The organism is Streptomyces sp. NPDC032822, from assembly GCF_055578825.1.
In genome coordinates this window covers 140,142-154,878 of record NZ_JBVIOL010000015.1, presented here as the reverse complement: position 1 = coordinate 154,878, position 14,737 = coordinate 140,142, and the positions used below count along the sequence as shown (strand labels likewise).

Annotated in this window: 12 protein-coding genes and 3 pseudogenes; 10 read left to right on the top strand and 5 right to left on the bottom strand. The window is 68.3% G+C overall.

The window, feature by feature from the left end:
- The first annotated feature begins 22 nt into the window (after positions 1–22).
- The 6 genes and pseudogenes from ACZ5VD_RS33530 to ACZ5VD_RS33505 all read left to right on the top strand — a co-directional run bounded on the left by ACZ5VD_RS33530 (position 23) and on the right by ACZ5VD_RS33505 (position 5,001).
- Complete coding sequence (locus ACZ5VD_RS33530) at positions 23–1,084, top strand: alkene reductase (RefSeq protein ID WP_468684358.1); 1,062 nt, start codon at positions 23–25, stop codon at positions 1,082–1,084.
- Between the two features lie 11 nt (positions 1,085–1,095).
- Positions 1,096–1,575, top strand: coding sequence for a MarR family winged helix-turn-helix transcriptional regulator (locus tag ACZ5VD_RS33525; protein ID WP_468684357.1), 480 nt, complete (start codon positions 1,096–1,098; stop codon positions 1,573–1,575).
- A gap of 657 nt (positions 1,576–2,232) precedes the next feature.
- Entirely contained in the window at positions 2,233–2,769 is a 537-nt protein-coding gene (locus ACZ5VD_RS33520; protein WP_468684356.1) for an ArsR/SmtB family transcription factor, read from the top strand.
- Positions 2,766–3,271 (top strand): annotated as a pseudogene (locus ACZ5VD_RS33515) (MFS transporter); the annotation flags it as partial. The gene ACZ5VD_RS33520 and the pseudogene ACZ5VD_RS33515, both read left to right, overlap by 4 nt.
- Before the next feature lie 248 nt (positions 3,272–3,519).
- Positions 3,520–4,500 (top strand): alcohol dehydrogenase catalytic domain-containing protein, encoded by a 981-nt coding sequence (locus ACZ5VD_RS33510; RefSeq protein ID WP_468684406.1) that lies wholly within the window; start codon positions 3,520–3,522, stop codon positions 4,498–4,500.
- Positions 4,501–4,569: 69 nt separating this feature from the next.
- Positions 4,570–5,001 carry a YybH family protein gene (locus ACZ5VD_RS33505; protein ID WP_468684355.1) on the top strand — a complete coding sequence of 144 codons (432 nt, stop codon included), beginning with the start codon at positions 4,570–4,572 and terminating at the stop codon, positions 4,999–5,001.
- Between the two features lie 465 nt (positions 5,002–5,466).
- On the opposite strand, the gene ACZ5VD_RS33500 is transcribed toward ACZ5VD_RS33505, so the two are convergent.
- Entirely contained in the window at positions 5,467–6,813 is a 1,347-nt protein-coding gene (locus ACZ5VD_RS33500) for a hypothetical protein (protein WP_468684353.1), read from the bottom strand.
- Positions 6,814–7,039: 226 nt separating this feature from the next.
- Here ACZ5VD_RS33500 and ACZ5VD_RS33495 point away from each other — a divergent pair, with 226 nt between their 5' ends.
- The 4 genes and pseudogenes from ACZ5VD_RS33495 to ACZ5VD_RS33480 all read left to right on the top strand — a co-directional run.
- A complete protein-coding gene (locus ACZ5VD_RS33495; RefSeq protein ID WP_468684352.1) occupies positions 7,040–7,573 on the top strand; it encodes a 1-deoxy-D-xylulose-5-phosphate synthase N-terminal domain-containing protein in 534 nt (177 codons plus the stop codon).
- Positions 7,570–8,715, top strand: coding sequence for a hypothetical protein (locus tag ACZ5VD_RS33490; protein WP_468553268.1), 1,146 nt, complete (start codon positions 7,570–7,572; stop codon positions 8,713–8,715). The genes ACZ5VD_RS33495 and ACZ5VD_RS33490 overlap by 4 nt, the downstream gene beginning before the upstream one ends.
- Positions 8,712–9,608, top strand: a complete 897-nt coding sequence (locus ACZ5VD_RS33485) for a terpene synthase family protein (protein ID WP_468553269.1) — start codon at positions 8,712–8,714, stop codon at positions 9,606–9,608. Before ACZ5VD_RS33490 ends, ACZ5VD_RS33485 begins: the two co-directional genes overlap by 4 nt.
- Before the next feature lie 281 nt (positions 9,609–9,889).
- Positions 9,890–10,135 (top strand): annotated as a pseudogene (locus ACZ5VD_RS33480) (transposase); the annotation flags it as partial.
- A gap of 444 nt (positions 10,136–10,579) precedes the next feature.
- Here ACZ5VD_RS33480 and ACZ5VD_RS33475 read toward each other — a convergent pair.
- From ACZ5VD_RS33475 to ACZ5VD_RS33460, 4 genes and pseudogenes are all read right to left on the bottom strand, one after another.
- Positions 10,580–10,756 (bottom strand): annotated as a pseudogene (locus ACZ5VD_RS33475) (serine hydroxymethyltransferase); the annotation flags it as partial.
- 32 nt (positions 10,757–10,788) lie between these two features.
- On the bottom strand, positions 10,789–11,934 hold the full coding sequence (locus ACZ5VD_RS33470) for a thiolase family protein (protein ID WP_468684350.1): 1,146 nt from the start codon (positions 11,932–11,934) through the stop codon (positions 10,789–10,791).
- A gap of 132 nt (positions 11,935–12,066) precedes the next feature.
- On the bottom strand, positions 12,067–13,077 hold the full coding sequence (locus ACZ5VD_RS33465) for a dipeptidase (RefSeq protein ID WP_468553271.1): 1,011 nt from the start codon (positions 13,075–13,077) through the stop codon (positions 12,067–12,069).
- Positions 13,078–13,104: 27 nt separating this feature from the next.
- Complete coding sequence (locus tag ACZ5VD_RS33460) at positions 13,105–14,553, bottom strand: ABC transporter substrate-binding protein (protein ID WP_468553272.1); 1,449 nt, start codon at positions 14,551–14,553, stop codon at positions 13,105–13,107.
- Positions 14,554–14,737: the final 184 nt, after the last annotated feature.

The window sequence follows — 14,737 nt, the reverse complement described above, 5'->3', positions numbered from 1 at the left end:
TCACCGCACCGAAGGAACGCACATGCTGCACGCCCTGTGGACACCGACCACCGTCGGTGACATCCCCCTCCCCCACCGCCTGGTCATGGCCCCCATGACCCGTGACCGCTCCACACCCGAAGGCGTACCGACCGAGCTGAACGCCGAGTACTACGCCCAGCGGGCCTCGCACGCGCTCATCATCACCGAGGGAACCCAGCCCTCCACCGACGGCCAGGGCTACCTCCTCACCCCCGGCATCCACAATGACGAGCAGATCGCCGGGTGGCGCAAGGTCACCGACGCCGTGCACGCGGCCGACGGCCGGATCGTCATCCAGCTGATGCACACCGGGCGTATCGCCCACCCCGACAACACTCCTCACGGACGCCAGCCCGTCGCCCCTTCGGCGATCCGGCCGCAGGGCGCGATGTTCACCGCGTCCGGGCCCCAGGAGATGCCCACGCCCCGTGCGCTGTCGACGCAGGAGGTCACGGCGACCGTCGACGACTTCCGCCGCGCGGCGGCGGCCGCCGTCGCGGCCGGCGCCGACGGTGTGGAGATCCACGGCGCCAACGGCTACCTGGTGCACCAGTTCCTGTCCGACAACACCAACCAGCGCACCGACGGCTACGGCGGTTCCATCGAGGGCCGCATCCGCTTCGCCACCGAAGTGGCCGCCGCCGTGGCCGACGAGATCGGCGCCGACCGCACCGGCCTGCGCATCTCCCCCGGCAACCCCTACAACGACATCGCCGAGTCCGACACCGCCGAGCTGTATCCGGCACTCCTGCGCGCGCTGAGCCCCCTCGGCCTCGCCTACCTCCACGTGATGCACACGGGCGACGACGAGCTGCTGGGCACCCTGCGCGCACTGTGGCCGACCACGCTGATCCTCAACCGGGGCGGCACCGATCTGCCCACCCGCGCCAAGGACATCGACCAGGGCACGGCCGACCTCGTCTCGGTCGGCGCCCTCGCACTGGCCAACCCGGACCTGGTCGAGCGGCTACGCTCTGACGCGCCGCTCAACACCCCCGACCCGGCGACCTTCTACGGCGGCGGAGTGGCCGGCTACACCGACTACCCCACCCATACCGTCTGAGGAACCGCATCATGCCCGCCTCCACGCACCGCACCCCCTCCACGGCGAGCGAGGGGCCGATGAGCTACGCGATCTTCCAGCTCGCCCGCGCCCACCGCGCCCGCGCCGCCGCCATGCTCCGCGAGATGGACCTGCATCCCGGACAGGAACTGCTGCTGATGCAGCTTCTGGACCGGGACGGCCAGACCCAGTCCGAACTGCTGGAGAGCGTCGGCCTGGACCACTCCACCGTCTCCAAGTCCCTGCGCCGCATGCAGGAGGCGGGCCTGCTCGTCCGCGAGCCGGCCGCACACGACCGGCGCGTCATGGTCGTCCACCTCACCGACAAGGGCCATGCCATGCGCGAGCCCATCGCGGCCATGTGGCAGACCCTGGAGGAAACCTCCGCACGGGACCTCTCGGCGCAGCAGGCAGAGGCCTTCGTCCGCACCGCCTACGCCATCGCCGACGCGATCAACGGCAACGCCCTGCCGCAGGAAGAGTCCGAGTAACTCCCCTCGGCTTGAACCACCGTTCCGGCCTGGAGTGCACATCGCTATCGACGCTCCCGCAGACTGGACAATGCTGCAGCGCCGTCAACCGCACGAAGGCCCGTGCTGAACAGAGCCGGGCTCGCCCACTGCCGGAAGAGGCCCGGTGAGCCGGGCCGACGGATGTGGGGAGCCCGCCCGCTCACCCTGGTACGTCAGGGAGAGCGGGGTGAGTGGGACCTCAGCGTGAAAGGCACGCGCGAGCTGTCCCGGTGGAGGCAGGACGGGACTCGTTCCGGGCAGGGCGACACAGCTGCTGCGCCGGCGCGCGCTTCCCTCACCTCGCCGGCCGGCCCCGCACAGAGGATGACCGCATCACCCCCGTCCGGGGCTCCTCCGGTCTCCGCAAGCCCCTGCAGGCTGGCCTTGTTCACGAGAACCGACAGCAGATGTTCATCACTTCGGGAGGCACGAGGGCCGGCGGTCGTTCGATTTCTACCGAGGCATGTTGAGGTACGGAAAGTACCGCGGAGATTAATCTTGGCCTGATCTGCCACAGATACCCGGATCGGCGGCGGTGGGGGTCTTGGCAGAAGATCTCGCCTCCGGACAGCAGATTCCGGAGGCCCGCGCGAAATCCCCTTGCTCAATGGTCAAGGATCGTTGACCATTGCTCGCATGCCTACCGACGATCTTCCCGAGACGTTTCACGTCACCACGGACGAGCAGCTGCGCGCCGTCTCGAATCTCACGCGTCACCGGATCATGGCCGTGCTCCGCTTCGAGCCGGCGACGATTACGCAGATCGCCGAGAAGGTTGGCCTTGCGAAGGGGAGTTCCAGCTATCACGTGCGGCTGCTGGAGCGGGCCGGCCTGGTGAAGGTGGTACGGACGCGGAAGGTGCGGGGTGTCACCGAGCGGTACTACGCGATGGCCACACGGTCGATCACGCTGCCGGATCCGGGCGAGGAAGGGCCGGATCTGCTGATGCGGCATGCGGTGACGGACCTGGAGGCGTCGCCGGTGGATGGCGAACGGCACGTACGGATGGCGCATCTACGGCTCACCGAGCAGCAGTTCGCACAGCTGGGGGCGCGGCTGCAGGCACTGGCGGACGAGTACCGGGAGCTGTCCGATCCGTCACTGCCGGACGCGTCACTCGTCTTCGCACTGTTCCGCCCGGCACCGCGCCAGGCCGAGGGGGGCGCCAAGTGACCTCAGACACTCAGAAGTTACCGACCGGCTTCGGACGGCTGTGGGCCGCACAGACGACCTCCTCGCTCGGTGACGGGGTGACACAGGCCGCCCTGCCGCTGCTCGCGTTGACGTTGACGCAGGATCCGATGGCGCTCGCCGTCGTCACGGCCGCCGGAACGCTGCCGTGGCTGCTCTTCGGGGTGCTCGGCGGTGCACTGGTGGACCGCTGGGACCGCCGGCGCACGATGTGGGTCGCGGACGCGGCGCGTGCGGTGCTGCTCGCAATACCCGCGGCGGCGGCCGCGTTCGACGTGCTGAGCATTCCGCTGCTCGCCGCCGTCGCCTTCCTGCTCGGCCTCGGTGGACTCTTCTTCGACACGGCCGCCACGGCCTATCTGCCGGGCCTGCTCAACCGCGACCCCGCACTCCTGGAGCGCGCCAACTCGCTATCCCTTCTGGCCGAACCGCTCCCGACCGGTTCCGGGGAGCCGAACGGCCGGCAGGGCGGGCACTCAGGGCTTCGCTGTCCGGGAAGGGAGTCACCTGGTGAAGTGCCGCGGTCGCGGGGCTTCACCAGGTGTCCGCCGTTGACAACCAGATGTCCGCACCTGACTGAGCGATTCGCCGGATTCCGGCAGAGGATCGAGGGGTACCGCGGGGAGAGCTTCGCCGCGGGCCGCAGCGGGGCCACCCCGCAGGGCCGTCCCCGACAGGTAAGGAACCGGCATGGACAAACACGCAGCATCCGCGGGCGCCGCCTCTGCGACGATGCGCGCGGTCGTCGTCACCCAGCCCGGCGGCCTGGATGCCCTTCGGGTCACCACAGTGCCGATGCCCGAGCCGCAGCCCGGGTGGGTGCGCATCAAGGTGAAGGCGTTCGGCGTCAACGAGTCCGAGGTCACCACCCGAAGGGGCGAGTCGGACCGGGAGGTCACCTACCCGCGGATCCCCGGCATTGAGGGCGTCGGTGTGGTCGACAAGGCCGACGAGGACAGCGGGCTGCGCCCGGGCCAGCAGGTGGCGACCATGATGGGCGGCATGGGCCGGTCCTTCGACGGCTCGTACGCGCAGTACGTGAGCGTCCCCGCGGGGCAGGTCATCCCGTTCGAGACCGATCTGCCGTGGGACGTGGTCGGCGCGCTGCCGGAGATGTTCCAGACCGCCTACGGCTCCCTCACCACCGGCCTCGGTCTCACAGCGGGGCAGACGCTGCTGATCCGCGGCGGCACCTCCACCGTCGGGCTCAGCGCGGCCACGATCGCCAAGGACCTCGGAGCCACCGTGCTGTCCACCACCCGCAGCCCGGCGAGGGCCGGGGAACTGCGGGACGCAGGTGCCGACCACCCTCTCCTCGACAACGGCAGCATCGCCGACCAGGTACGCGAGCTGATGCCGGACGGCGTCGACGCCGCACTGGAACTGGTGGGCTGCTCGGTCCTCGCCGACACCCTGCGCACCGTCGGCCGCCACGGCACCGTCTGCTTCACCGGAGCCCTGGCGGGCCAGTGGACCATCCCCGACTTCAGCCCGTTCATGATCCCTGGCGGGGTGCGGCTGACCTCCTACGGGGGCCAGGCCAGCGACCTGCCCGCCGAGGTGCTCCAGCAGCAACTGCAGGCCATCGCCGCCGGTCGGCTCAGAGTCTCGGTCGCGAAGGCCTACCACGGCCTGGAGCAGGTCCGCGCCGCCCAGGCCGACGTCGAGACCGGCACGACGCCGGGCAAGCACGTCGTGCTGCTCGACGACTGAGAAACACCCACCATTCCACGCCGGTCAGGTCAGAGCCGGCCCGCCGCAGCATGCACGAAAGGAAGCGCCATGGGCGTCAGCAAGGAAGAAACCAGCAAGACCATCATCGAGCTGGAGAAGTCGTACAACGAGCGCTTCAGCGTCGGCGACCCGGGCGGCTACCTGGACGGGTTCGCGGACGAGGTGAGCTACTTCGACCCGATCCTCAAGGACATCGTCGTCGGCAAGGAGAAGACCGTCGCGTGGCTGTCGTCCATCTACTCCAACCCGAACATCGTGCGCAGCGAGTACCTCAACCCGCAGGTGCACGTCGGCGACAGCGGTGACTTCGCGGTCATGGGCTACAACCTCAAGACCTACGTGCTCGACGAGGACGGCAACGAGAAGCTGCTGCGTGCCTGGAACGCCACGCACGGCTACCGCCTCGTCGACGACCAGTGGCTCATCGTGCACTCCAACTGGGCCTTCTCCGAGACCTTGAAGGACCTGGTCGCCTCCTGACCGCCGATCGGCGACACGTGGGTACAGCCGTCGCCCCGGTCGGCAGGTGTGTCCCCTGGTGACTTTGACTTCCTCCCCTTCCGGGGTGTTCACGGGTGGGGCTGACCAGCATGGTCCTGGGCAGTCGAAGATCGCTTCCCGGTCTCTGGGAGATCACTTCCCAGCCTGGAATGACGGACCTCACAGAGGTTCTTTGGTTGTGCTCCAGACGTACGCCCGCGCAGGTCGGTCAGGGCCAGGACATCCGCCTGTCTGCCCCTCCTGCCCGCCGTCATGGGCGTGCCGCCTTCCGCATGAATCAGCTGTCCGGCCCGGTGCGTCTGCCTCGGCGGACGTCCGGAGGCAGGCAGGTTTCCGGTCATGCAAGATCCATTCGATCACGTCTTCGGCATCCCGGGTCCGGTGCCCGCTGAACCTGCTGATCAGGCAGCCGGCACGTTCGTTGCCGCCGTGCCGTCCGGCGTCTCAGCGGAGGGCGGCGGCGTGGGTCAGGAGCTGCGCGGTGCCGTGGTGGCGGCGGTGGGGGTGGAGGAGACGGCGCATGTCCTGAAGGCGGCGCGTCACCCGCGTGGAGTGCAGGGTCGGGGCCTCGTCGAGGAACGTCTGCCAGTGAGTGAGGGCGGCATCGAGGTGTCCTTGGGCGAAGAGGGTTTCGGCGAGGCGGGCCCTGGTGAGGGTGCGGGCCTGGCGTTCGGCGGGGGTGCGTAGGCGCAGGGAGGCGGTCAGCGCACCGGTGGCGCCGGCCGGGTCACCGAGGACGGCCAGGGTCTGGGCACGTTGATAGTGCAGGGCGCCGGCCGGATAGTGGGTGAAGGGCCCCGGGGCGGCGCTGTGCGCCTGGTCGTAGAGGCGTTCGGAGGCCGCCAGGGCGGCCAGGGCGGCGTGCTTGTCGTGGTGGGCCTGCATGACCGCCAGGTGGGCCTGGGCGTAGGCGGCGACGATCGGGGCGGCGGCGCGAGTGCTGTCGGCGGCGCGCTGCGCGAGGTCGAGGACGGCGGGGGTGTGGTGGCCCAGGTCGTAGGCGTGCGCGGACATGGTACGCAGCGCGATGGCGAAGGTGGCGGTATCGCCGCCCTCGGCCGCCAACTGGGCGGCGGTGCGGTGGTAGTGCTGGGCCAGTGCGTCCGCGCCGCTGCCGGCGCACATGGTGCCGAGCAGCACGGTCAGCTGAGCGGCCCCGGACAGCAGGCGGCGATGCAGGTCCTCGGTGGCGGGGGCCTGCAGGTACCCGGTCACGTCATGGCCGAGGTAGGCGGCCAGCGCTGTGCGTACGTGGCCAGGCCCGTGAGCCTCGGCGGCCTCGGCGAAGACGCGGGCCATGGTCTGCATCTGCTCTGCCTCCGCCCGCCCCACGCGGCCTCTCGCAAGGGATGAGCCCGGTGACTGCCCGGTGAGGGGATTCTCGCGCGGCTGCCGGGAGGCGGGCATGGCCAGGGCGGCCAGGCTGAACACCCCGACGCCCAGCAGCTGACGCCGAGCGGGGTCGAGGTCGGCGCTCGTGAGTGCGGACAGTCGGCGCAACGGGTCAGCCTCCCAGGACAGCTCGAGCGCTTCGGACGGGGCGCGGGACAGGCCCGCCTCCACCGGGCCGACGGGCCGCTGGAGCCGCCGCGACAGCACCTCCAGCAGTAGGGCCGGCACGGGCGGCCGGGGTATGGTCCCCGACAGCCAGCGCGAGACCATCGACCGGTCACAGGCCAGCCGCTGCCCGTGTTCGGCGGCCATCTGCCGCAAAGCCGCGGCAAGTTGGGCGCCGTTCCAGTCTGCCTCCGCCAGCAGGGTCCGCAGGCGGGTGTTGGGCGTTCGGGGCATCTCTTCCCTCCCTGGCTCCGGTCTGCCGGACCGCCCCCGCCCGCATTTCACAAGCGCGCAATGTTGCATCGGTTGCAGCGCATCCACCGTCTCAGCCCTCTGTGCGGCCCGGGGCTGGGGGCGGTGCACTTGTTGTACCCGGCTCCCGTCCGCCTCCAACTGCGGGCACAGCACGCCGGGTTGGTTCTGGCCACACCACCCCGGTCCCCGGCGAAGGAAGATCCCGATGACTGCCGCCACGCCCACCCGGCCCATCTCGGCCGACCTGACCGAGCCGCAGGCGGTACGGGCCATACCGGCCGGTGAACTCCCCGCTCTGGCCACACGGATCCGCGAGTTCCTGATCGAGAAGGTGTGTGCGGCGGGCGGGCACCTGGGGCCGAACCTGGGCGTGGTGGAGTTGCCCCTGGCCCTGCACCGGGTGTTCCACTCTCCGCGTGACGCGCTGGTCATCGTCGTCGGCTCCCTCAACTCCTCCAACTCCGTCCGCCTCGGCGAGGTCGCTCTGGCCGCTGGCGCCGCCGGCACCCACCTCATCGATCACCCAGAAGAGATCGACGTCGCCTGGCTGCCCGGCGTGAGCACAGTCGGTGTCACCGCCGGTGCCTTCGTCCCGCAAATCCTCATTGAAGGGGTACTCACCCAGCTGGCCGCACACGACTACACGAACGTCGACACCCTCGAAACCGCCCATGAGTCACAATGCTTCGCCGTACCCCGGCAACTGACCGCCCCTGACGGCCAGACGGGCACCACGTGAACGGCCGGGACAAGGCCGAAGAGGCAATCGAGCGGGGGCTGAGCTACCTCTCCCACCAGGTCGAAGGCAGGGGTATGCCGGCTGCCCAGCTTGCCAACGACCCTCTCTTCCATCATTGCTGCTCAGGTACCGAGGCCCGCGCGCGCGTGCTGCGACAGTTCGGCGTCGACCTCGGGTTCAATCCGGCAGGCGAGGCGTTCTCGGCCATGCTCGCCTTGTCAGTGCTGCCGGCAGTTTGCCTGAGTCCCACGGCTGGTGCTGCGCTGGTCCGGCAGGTCGACAGCAGTCGCTGGCGGCACAGGTTCCGGTTCTTCCCGGCCGTCGGCCAATTCGCCGCCGATACGGACTGTACGGCTCACGCCGCCAGTGGCCTGTCAGCGCATGGCGCCATGCCCCGGCACAGGCTGCATGCCGTCGTGCGGGAACTGGGCGACGCAGCCGCCCCGCCCGCAACGGGAGTCGCCGAAAAGGGCCGTCGCCCCGGCCTGCATCCCGGGGTTGTAATGGTCTACTGGGACGATGGGGCCGAGCCGGGCGCCACACCCAGGGGACGCAAGCACGACCCCGTCGTCTGCGCCAATGTCCTGCACACCATGAGCCTGGCCACGCCATCAGCGCTCACCGAGAATTGCCACCGGACCATGGCAGCCACCCTGGACTACGTCAGAGAGCATCTCAACTCCGGACGCTACCGGCACGGAACGCGCTACTACCCCTCACCCGACGCCTTCCTCCACGCGGCATCGCGCCTGTGCCTGCACACCACCGCACACACCGCCCCACTCACCGACGCCTTGCGGACCGCCCTCGTCCAGCGCGAGGCATACCTCACCACCCAGGAGGCAGCGGATGATCCACTCCAGGTGGCCCTGCGAACCATCGCGGCCAACAACCTTGCCCACACACACGGACAAGACGAACGGCGCGCCGCTCTCGTACGCCACCAACGACCGGATGGGTCCTGGCCCGCCCGCCCCTACTACCGCCTCGGTCGTGCGCCCCTGTACTTCGGCTCGCCACAGCTGACCACTCTCTTCGCCCTCGCAGCCCTGCACCCCCACAACCCACCACGCCATGCCGCCGCCCTTGCACACACCTGCCAGACCAGTAAGGCACTGACCCAATCCGAGGAGCCGCGATGAGTACCGGTCTGCTCGCTCCGTACCGCATGATCAATCAGCGGCACCGTGATCTCACTCGGGAACTGCTCGCCTGGTCCCTCCGGCTGTGCTCTTGCAGGCAAGGCGCCGCCTGGCATGCCCAGACGGCCTACGTTGCGGCCACCTTCGAGACTTGTGGCGCACCATCCGATGCGACCCTGGACGAGAGCCTGCTCGGCGGGAAGTACATCGTCTTCTTCCTGTGCGTGGATGACGGTCCGACGGACCAACTGGCCAATCTGGAGCAGCAGCTGCGCAGTGGTCGCCCGGCGGCGAGTGGTGAGTGCGGCGTCCTGTGCCATGCGCTGCTGGATGAGATGAACAAGCGGGGCCTGGACACCCAGCAGTTCACGACTGAGCTTGCGGACTTCTGCTCCGCCATTGCCACGGAAGCCCAGCACGATGTCCGCACCATGACCGAGGAGCAATTCCATACCCTGCGGCGGCAGACCATCGGCAACCTGCCGTACATCACCTGCTGCCGCACTGTCCGCGGCCTGCCCGTTCCCACCCCCGGGTCCGAAGCACACGAGTTCAACGAGCTCGCGGTGGAGGCAATCTACCTGGTCAACGATCTAGCGTCCATCACCAAGGATGAGGAGGAAGTACGGAAAGGAGCCGCTAACGCCTACGTGACATCCAACTGGGTCCTCTTCCACACCCGGTCTCCAGGCGAACTGCATACCGCAATTGACACGGCCATCACGCGATACAGCCGCATCGTCGACACATTCATCCACGCACCCCAAAAGCCATTCGAATCCCTCTTGTCCGGCGTCGTGGACGGCAACCTGGACGCACACCTCCGTCTGACCAGCATGCGCTACCCTGGAACAGCGCAAATCCTACGTGCACTCCCACATATCGGAGCCTGAAGGCACCTCAGGAGCCCCGCCGAAGCGCGCCGGCGACGACGTCCGGGACGATTTCCTGAGTGGCGCTGCCTACCGGCTGGGTAGTGGACCTGCCACCTTGCTGGTCCTGTGGTGGGAAGCCGGCCGCAGAAAGCACGGGGTGGCTCGTAGCGGGCTGCGGGCCCACCTGATTCCGGTTCCGGTGCGGCCAGACTTCTTCGGCGGCGAGTTGCGGGGGTGCTGATGTTCAGTGGGCGACGCCCACACCCCCACCCCTTGACCTCAAACGACATGGGGTGTCTGACACGCCGACCGCTGACCTGGTGCGGTGGGCGAAGATGCGCTGGCGGATCGAACATGACTACCGCGAGCTCAAACACGGCCTGGGGCTCGACCACTTCGAAGGCCGAACCTGGCGCGGCTGGCACCACCACGTCACCCTCGTCACCGCCGCGCAGGCATTCCTCACCCTCCGCAGGCTCGACCCAAAAGTCGAGGCACCTCCCCGAGCCTCTACCAGACCCTCGACGCACTCCAAGACCTGCTGAGGTGCTGGACCGGCACCTGCAGCACCTGCGGTCGCCCCCTCAAAACCAGCAGAACCAGAACCTAACGAAGCACTACTAGCCAGCGAGCGCCCGGGCCCGGTCGGGGGCCGCTCCCCTGCTGTCGGCTCGTTGGACCTGCACGGCCAGGGCCGCGTTGTGGAGGATCGCCCTTCCTGCGGGCCCGGAATCGGGTCCGGCCTCGTCAAGCCCCTTGAGGGCGGCTTGTTGGCAGTTGCTTCGGAGCGGGCGATAGCGGTGAATCCGGAGACCGTCTGCAGCACCAGGCCGGCCGGGTCTGCCTGAACCGGGCCAATTTTGGCGGTCGTGGCCTTGGAGTTGGTCGCCGTGGTAGCCGGACTCGTCGATGGCCGTCGCTGCGGTCTCCGAACTGCTGGTTGTCGAGGATGTCGCTGCCGTGCTCGACCAGGAACCGGGAGACGGCGTGCCGTAGTAACGGCGGCCGGGGTAGCCCTCGGCGTACTTGTTGGTCAGGACCGAGCCCTGGGCCTGCATCACGGCGACGGGTGCGAAGTTCTCCGACGCGATCATCTCGAGGGTGTTCTGCTGGCGGTCCAGCTCCGACGCTATGGCGGCGTGGACCTCAGGGTCGAAGTGCGAGATGTCGAGGTCGAGCGAGGTGGTCACGAGTACTCCTAAATCGACTCGATGACGGTGGCGGTAGCGATTCCGCCGCCGCCGCACATCGTGGAGAGGCCGATGCCCCCACCGGCGGCGCGCAGAGCATGGGCGAGGTGGAGCAACTGCCGGGCTCCCGTCGCGCCGAACGGGTGGCCGATGCTGATGGCGCCGCCGTCGAGGTTGACCCGGTCGAGGCTCACGCCGAAGTGCTCCTGCCAGATCAGGACCGGGACCGCGTAAGCCTCGTGGACGTCGATGAGCCTCATATCGTCGAGGGTGAGCCCGGTGCGGTGGAGGATCTTGGCGGTCGCGTCGTTGGGGCCGTCGAAGATGATGTCGGGGTCGTTGCCCACGAAGGTGGTCGACCGGATCCAGGCGAGTGGGCTCAGGCCGAGGCGGGCGCAGGCCTCTTCAGAGGCGAGGATCATCGCGGCGCTGCCGTCGGAGAGCTGGCTGGAGTTGGCTGCGTTGTTCACACCGTCAGGCCGGTAGACCGATGGCAGCTTCCCGGCCTTCTCGATGCTGGAGTCCGGCCTGATGCCCTCGTCGCGGTTCAGCAGGACGGTGCCGTCGACCGTGATGTGAACGGTCTCGTTGTCGAAAGCGCCGCGTTCCCACGCCGCGTGCGCGGCGAGGTGCGAGCGGACGCCGTACTCGTCGCACGCTTCGCGGGTGATGCCGTACTTGTCGGCGGCACGCTCGGCGGCCTCGCCCTGGTGCGGCATGTCCCAGTGCGCGCGCAGGCTCTGCGAGATCGGGCCGTCTTCACCCAACGTTCCCGCGATGCCGGTGGGCACCCGGGTCAGGGACTCCACGCCTCCCGTGATGACGACCGATGCGTCCCCGGCCATGATCGAGGCGACGCCGAGGTGGGTGGCCAGCTGACTCGAGGGGCACTGCGCGTCGAGCGTTGCGATGGGCACGGTCATCGGCAGGCCAGACGACAGCCAGGCGTTGCGGCCGATGTTCTGCGCCTGGCCCCCTACCTGCCCGGTGGCACCGGCCAGGCCCATGTCGACGTTCGCAGGATCGATCCCAGCGGCAGCGAGGGCGCCACTGAACGACGTCGCAAGCAGGTCGACGGGGTGGACGTCGCGGTAGGCCTTGTCCTTCTTCGCTATGGGGGTGCGGACACCAGCGACGATGGCGACACGGGTCATGAGGGTTCCAATCGGTTGAAGTTGCTGCGCGGAGGCAGCCCGTTGCTCGGGCGCTCATCCGTCAGGGGTGTCGCCGGCACTTGGGGGATCCTGCGCGCACCGGGTATGACGTGCCCGGCGCGCGCGGTCAGCTCAGGACCAGACCTGGCCGTAGACCCGCAGCCAGTTCTCGCCGAGGACGCCGCGGACCTCGTCGCCGCTGTAGCCGCGCTCGAGCATCCGCTCGGCGAGCTTGGGGAAGCCGCTCGGGCCCCCTTGGCCCAGACCCTCGGGGAAGTAGAACGGCGGGGGTGCGTAGGTTTCGCGACGCCAGACCTGGGCCTTGATGAGGCCCTCGTACTGTTCCATCGTCAGCGTCGCGTTGTCGTCGACCTGACTGCCGCGGCAGTAGTCGATGCCCAGGCCCACGTGACCGGTGCCGACCAGGCTGTCCACGTGGACCATGTGGTCGATGAACTGGTCGAGCGTGGGAGCCGTGTCGGTCGCGACGAAGAACGGCAGGCCGTTCATGCCGATGACTCCCCCGCTTTCGGCGATGGCCTTGATGACCTCGTCGGGGATGTTGCGCGTGCTCGGGTGCACGGCATAGGCGTTCGAGTGCGAGGCGATGACCGGGGCAGTTGACGCCTCGATGACCTCAAGCGCCGAGCGCCATCCGGTGTGGCTGACGTCGACCAGGATGCCGAGCCGGTTCAGCTCGGCGAGCATCTCCTCGCCCAGCTTGCTGAGTCCGGCGTCCTGCGGCTCCTCGCACCCGTCGCACATGATGCCGCGCCGGTTGTAGGAGACCTGCACGATCCGCAGACCCATCCGGTAGTAGGCCTCGATGAGCGAAGGCTCGTACTCGAAGGGCCGGGTGCCTTGGAAGTGGAAGACCACGGCCATCTCGCCCGCGGCCTTGGCCGCACGGATCTCGTCGACCGAGGTTGCCAGTCGCATCCGCGGGGTGTTGCGGATGAACTCGAAGCATCTGCCGAAGGCGAACAGTGCCTCCCGCGCAGCGCCGAGCGCCGAGACTGTGAGCACGCACACGGTCGTGCCGCCCTTGAGCCACTCGTCCAGGTGGGTGCGCCAGTAGTCGAACTCGCAGACCGCGTCGATGACGACTGCGTCGTCGAAGACGAACGGTGCGGTTTTACTCATCTCTACGCCTTTCTCGTCGTGCGGCTGTCAGCTCGTGCGGGAGATGTCGAGCGGCCACGGACCGTTCCACCACGGGGAGGAGTACCCCGACCACGTGAAGCCCGGAGCGATGCCGAGGCTGGCCTTGAGCGCCATGATCGGGAGGTACGGGACGTCCGTGCCCAGTTGCGTGAGCAGTTCGGTGTAGGCGGCGAACTGTGCCTCCGGGGTGTCCGCTTTCGACGCCTTCTGGATGATGCTGTCCACCTTCTCGGGTGCGTAGGCGGCGAGGTTGCTGCCGCCGTTGACCAGGCCCGACGATCCCAACCAGTACGACGGCATGTACCCCGGGGTCGGCGTGCAGCCCCCGCCCGCGGTGTACACCGTCGGTCGCTTCTTGGCCGCTGCGCTGAGGCCGGAGACCCACGCCGTGATGGTCTGGTTCTTGACCGTCAGCTTGATGCCGATCTTGGCCATCTGGGCGGCGAAGATCTGCGAGCCGGTCACATCGTTGGAGAAGTCGGTGGTCGGGAGCTCGGCCGAGAAACCGTTGGGGTAGCCCGACTTGGCCAGCTCCGCCTTCGCCTTGTCGAGGTCGTAGGGGTACTGCGGCAGCGACTTGATCATCGAGTCGACCTCGTCCTTCGAGGCGATCGTCTCCAGCGAGCTCGGGGGGATGAAGGTGGTGATGGCCTCGGCGCGACCGTCGACGTCATCCACGAACGCTGAGCGGTCAAGCGCGTAGGCGACGGCGCGACGAACGTTCACGTCCGCCCATGGTCCTGACTGGGTGTTCATGCCGATGAAGCCGATGGAGCAGCTGGTGCCGCTGACGATCTTGGCCTTCGAGGTCGACTTGAACGACGCGGCGTTGGCGAGGTTGGGGACCATGTCGACCGACTTGCCGCGCAGCGCGATCGCGGCATTGGTCTCGTTGTCGAAGAACTTTACGTCCATCGTCTTGAACTTGACCTTGCCGTCCCAGTAGGTGGGGTTGGCCCTGAACTCTGCGCCGGTGGTCGGGTCCAGCTTGACGGTCTCGTAGGGTCCGGTACCCATCAGGAGGGTGCCGGGGTTGCCGAAGTCCTTCTCGTGGGCTTCGTAGAACTTCTTCTGGAAGATCTGGGAGGAGAACATCGACGCCTGGGTCGGCCAGTTAGAGTCCGGGGACTTCAGGGTCACGGTCACCGTGTACTTGTCGGTGGCCTTGATCGTGTCGACGGTTCGGTACTTGGCGGACGTGTAGGACGCAGGATCCCGGTAGCGGTCCAGCGAGAAGGCCACGTCGTCGGCCGTCAGCTCCTGGCCGTCCCAGAACTTCACACCCTTGCGGATCTTGTACACGTACTCCGTCGGGCTCGGGTTCTCGACGCTCTCTGCCAGGCGGGGCTCGAGGCTGCCGTCCGGCTTGAGCCGAACGAGGCTTTCCAGGCTGGCGCCCGTCAGGAGCGGCGCTATCTGGGAGTCGACGATGTCGAGCGTGCTCGTGCTGCCCACCAAGCCGACCCGAAGGACGCCGCCGTCGCCGGCTGCGGACGGGGAAGAAACTGAGCTGCAGGCACTCAGCCCTGTCATCGCCATGATCACTGCGACCGCGATCGCACCGTGTTGTCTACGCATGAGCATCCTCGCCTGGTCTGTCGTTTGTCTGCTGGGTGGAAACCGCGTTGACGTCGCGTTC

What these genes read in the sequence shown, in the direction of transcription:
- ACZ5VD_RS33530 (WP_468684358.1), top strand. Translation starts at nt 23, where the DNA reads ATGCTGCACGCCCTGTGGACACCGACCACCGTCGGTGACATCCCCCTC.
- ACZ5VD_RS33525 (WP_468684357.1), top strand. Translation starts at nt 1,096, where the DNA reads ATGCCCGCCTCCACGCACCGCACCCCCTCCACGGCGAGCGAGGGGCCG.
- ACZ5VD_RS33520 (WP_468684356.1), top strand. Translation starts at nt 2,233, where the DNA reads ATGCCTACCGACGATCTTCCCGAGACGTTTCACGTCACCACGGACGAG.
- ACZ5VD_RS33510 (WP_468684406.1), top strand. Translation starts at nt 3,520, where the DNA reads ATGCGCGCGGTCGTCGTCACCCAGCCCGGCGGCCTGGATGCCCTTCGG.
- ACZ5VD_RS33505 (WP_468684355.1), top strand. Translation starts at nt 4,570, where the DNA reads ATGGGCGTCAGCAAGGAAGAAACCAGCAAGACCATCATCGAGCTGGAG.
- ACZ5VD_RS33500 (WP_468684353.1), bottom strand. Translation starts at nt 6,813, where the DNA reads ATGCCCCGAACGCCCAACACCCGCCTGCGGACCCTGCTGGCGGAGGCA.
- ACZ5VD_RS33495 (WP_468684352.1), top strand. Translation starts at nt 7,040, where the DNA reads ATGACTGCCGCCACGCCCACCCGGCCCATCTCGGCCGACCTGACCGAG.
- ACZ5VD_RS33485 (WP_468553269.1), top strand. Translation starts at nt 8,712, where the DNA reads ATGAGTACCGGTCTGCTCGCTCCGTACCGCATGATCAATCAGCGGCAC.
- ACZ5VD_RS33470 (WP_468684350.1), bottom strand. Translation starts at nt 11,934, where the DNA reads ATGACCCGTGTCGCCATCGTCGCTGGTGTCCGCACCCCCATAGCGAAG.
- ACZ5VD_RS33465 (WP_468553271.1), bottom strand. Translation starts at nt 13,077, where the DNA reads ATGAGTAAAACCGCACCGTTCGTCTTCGACGACGCAGTCGTCATCGAC.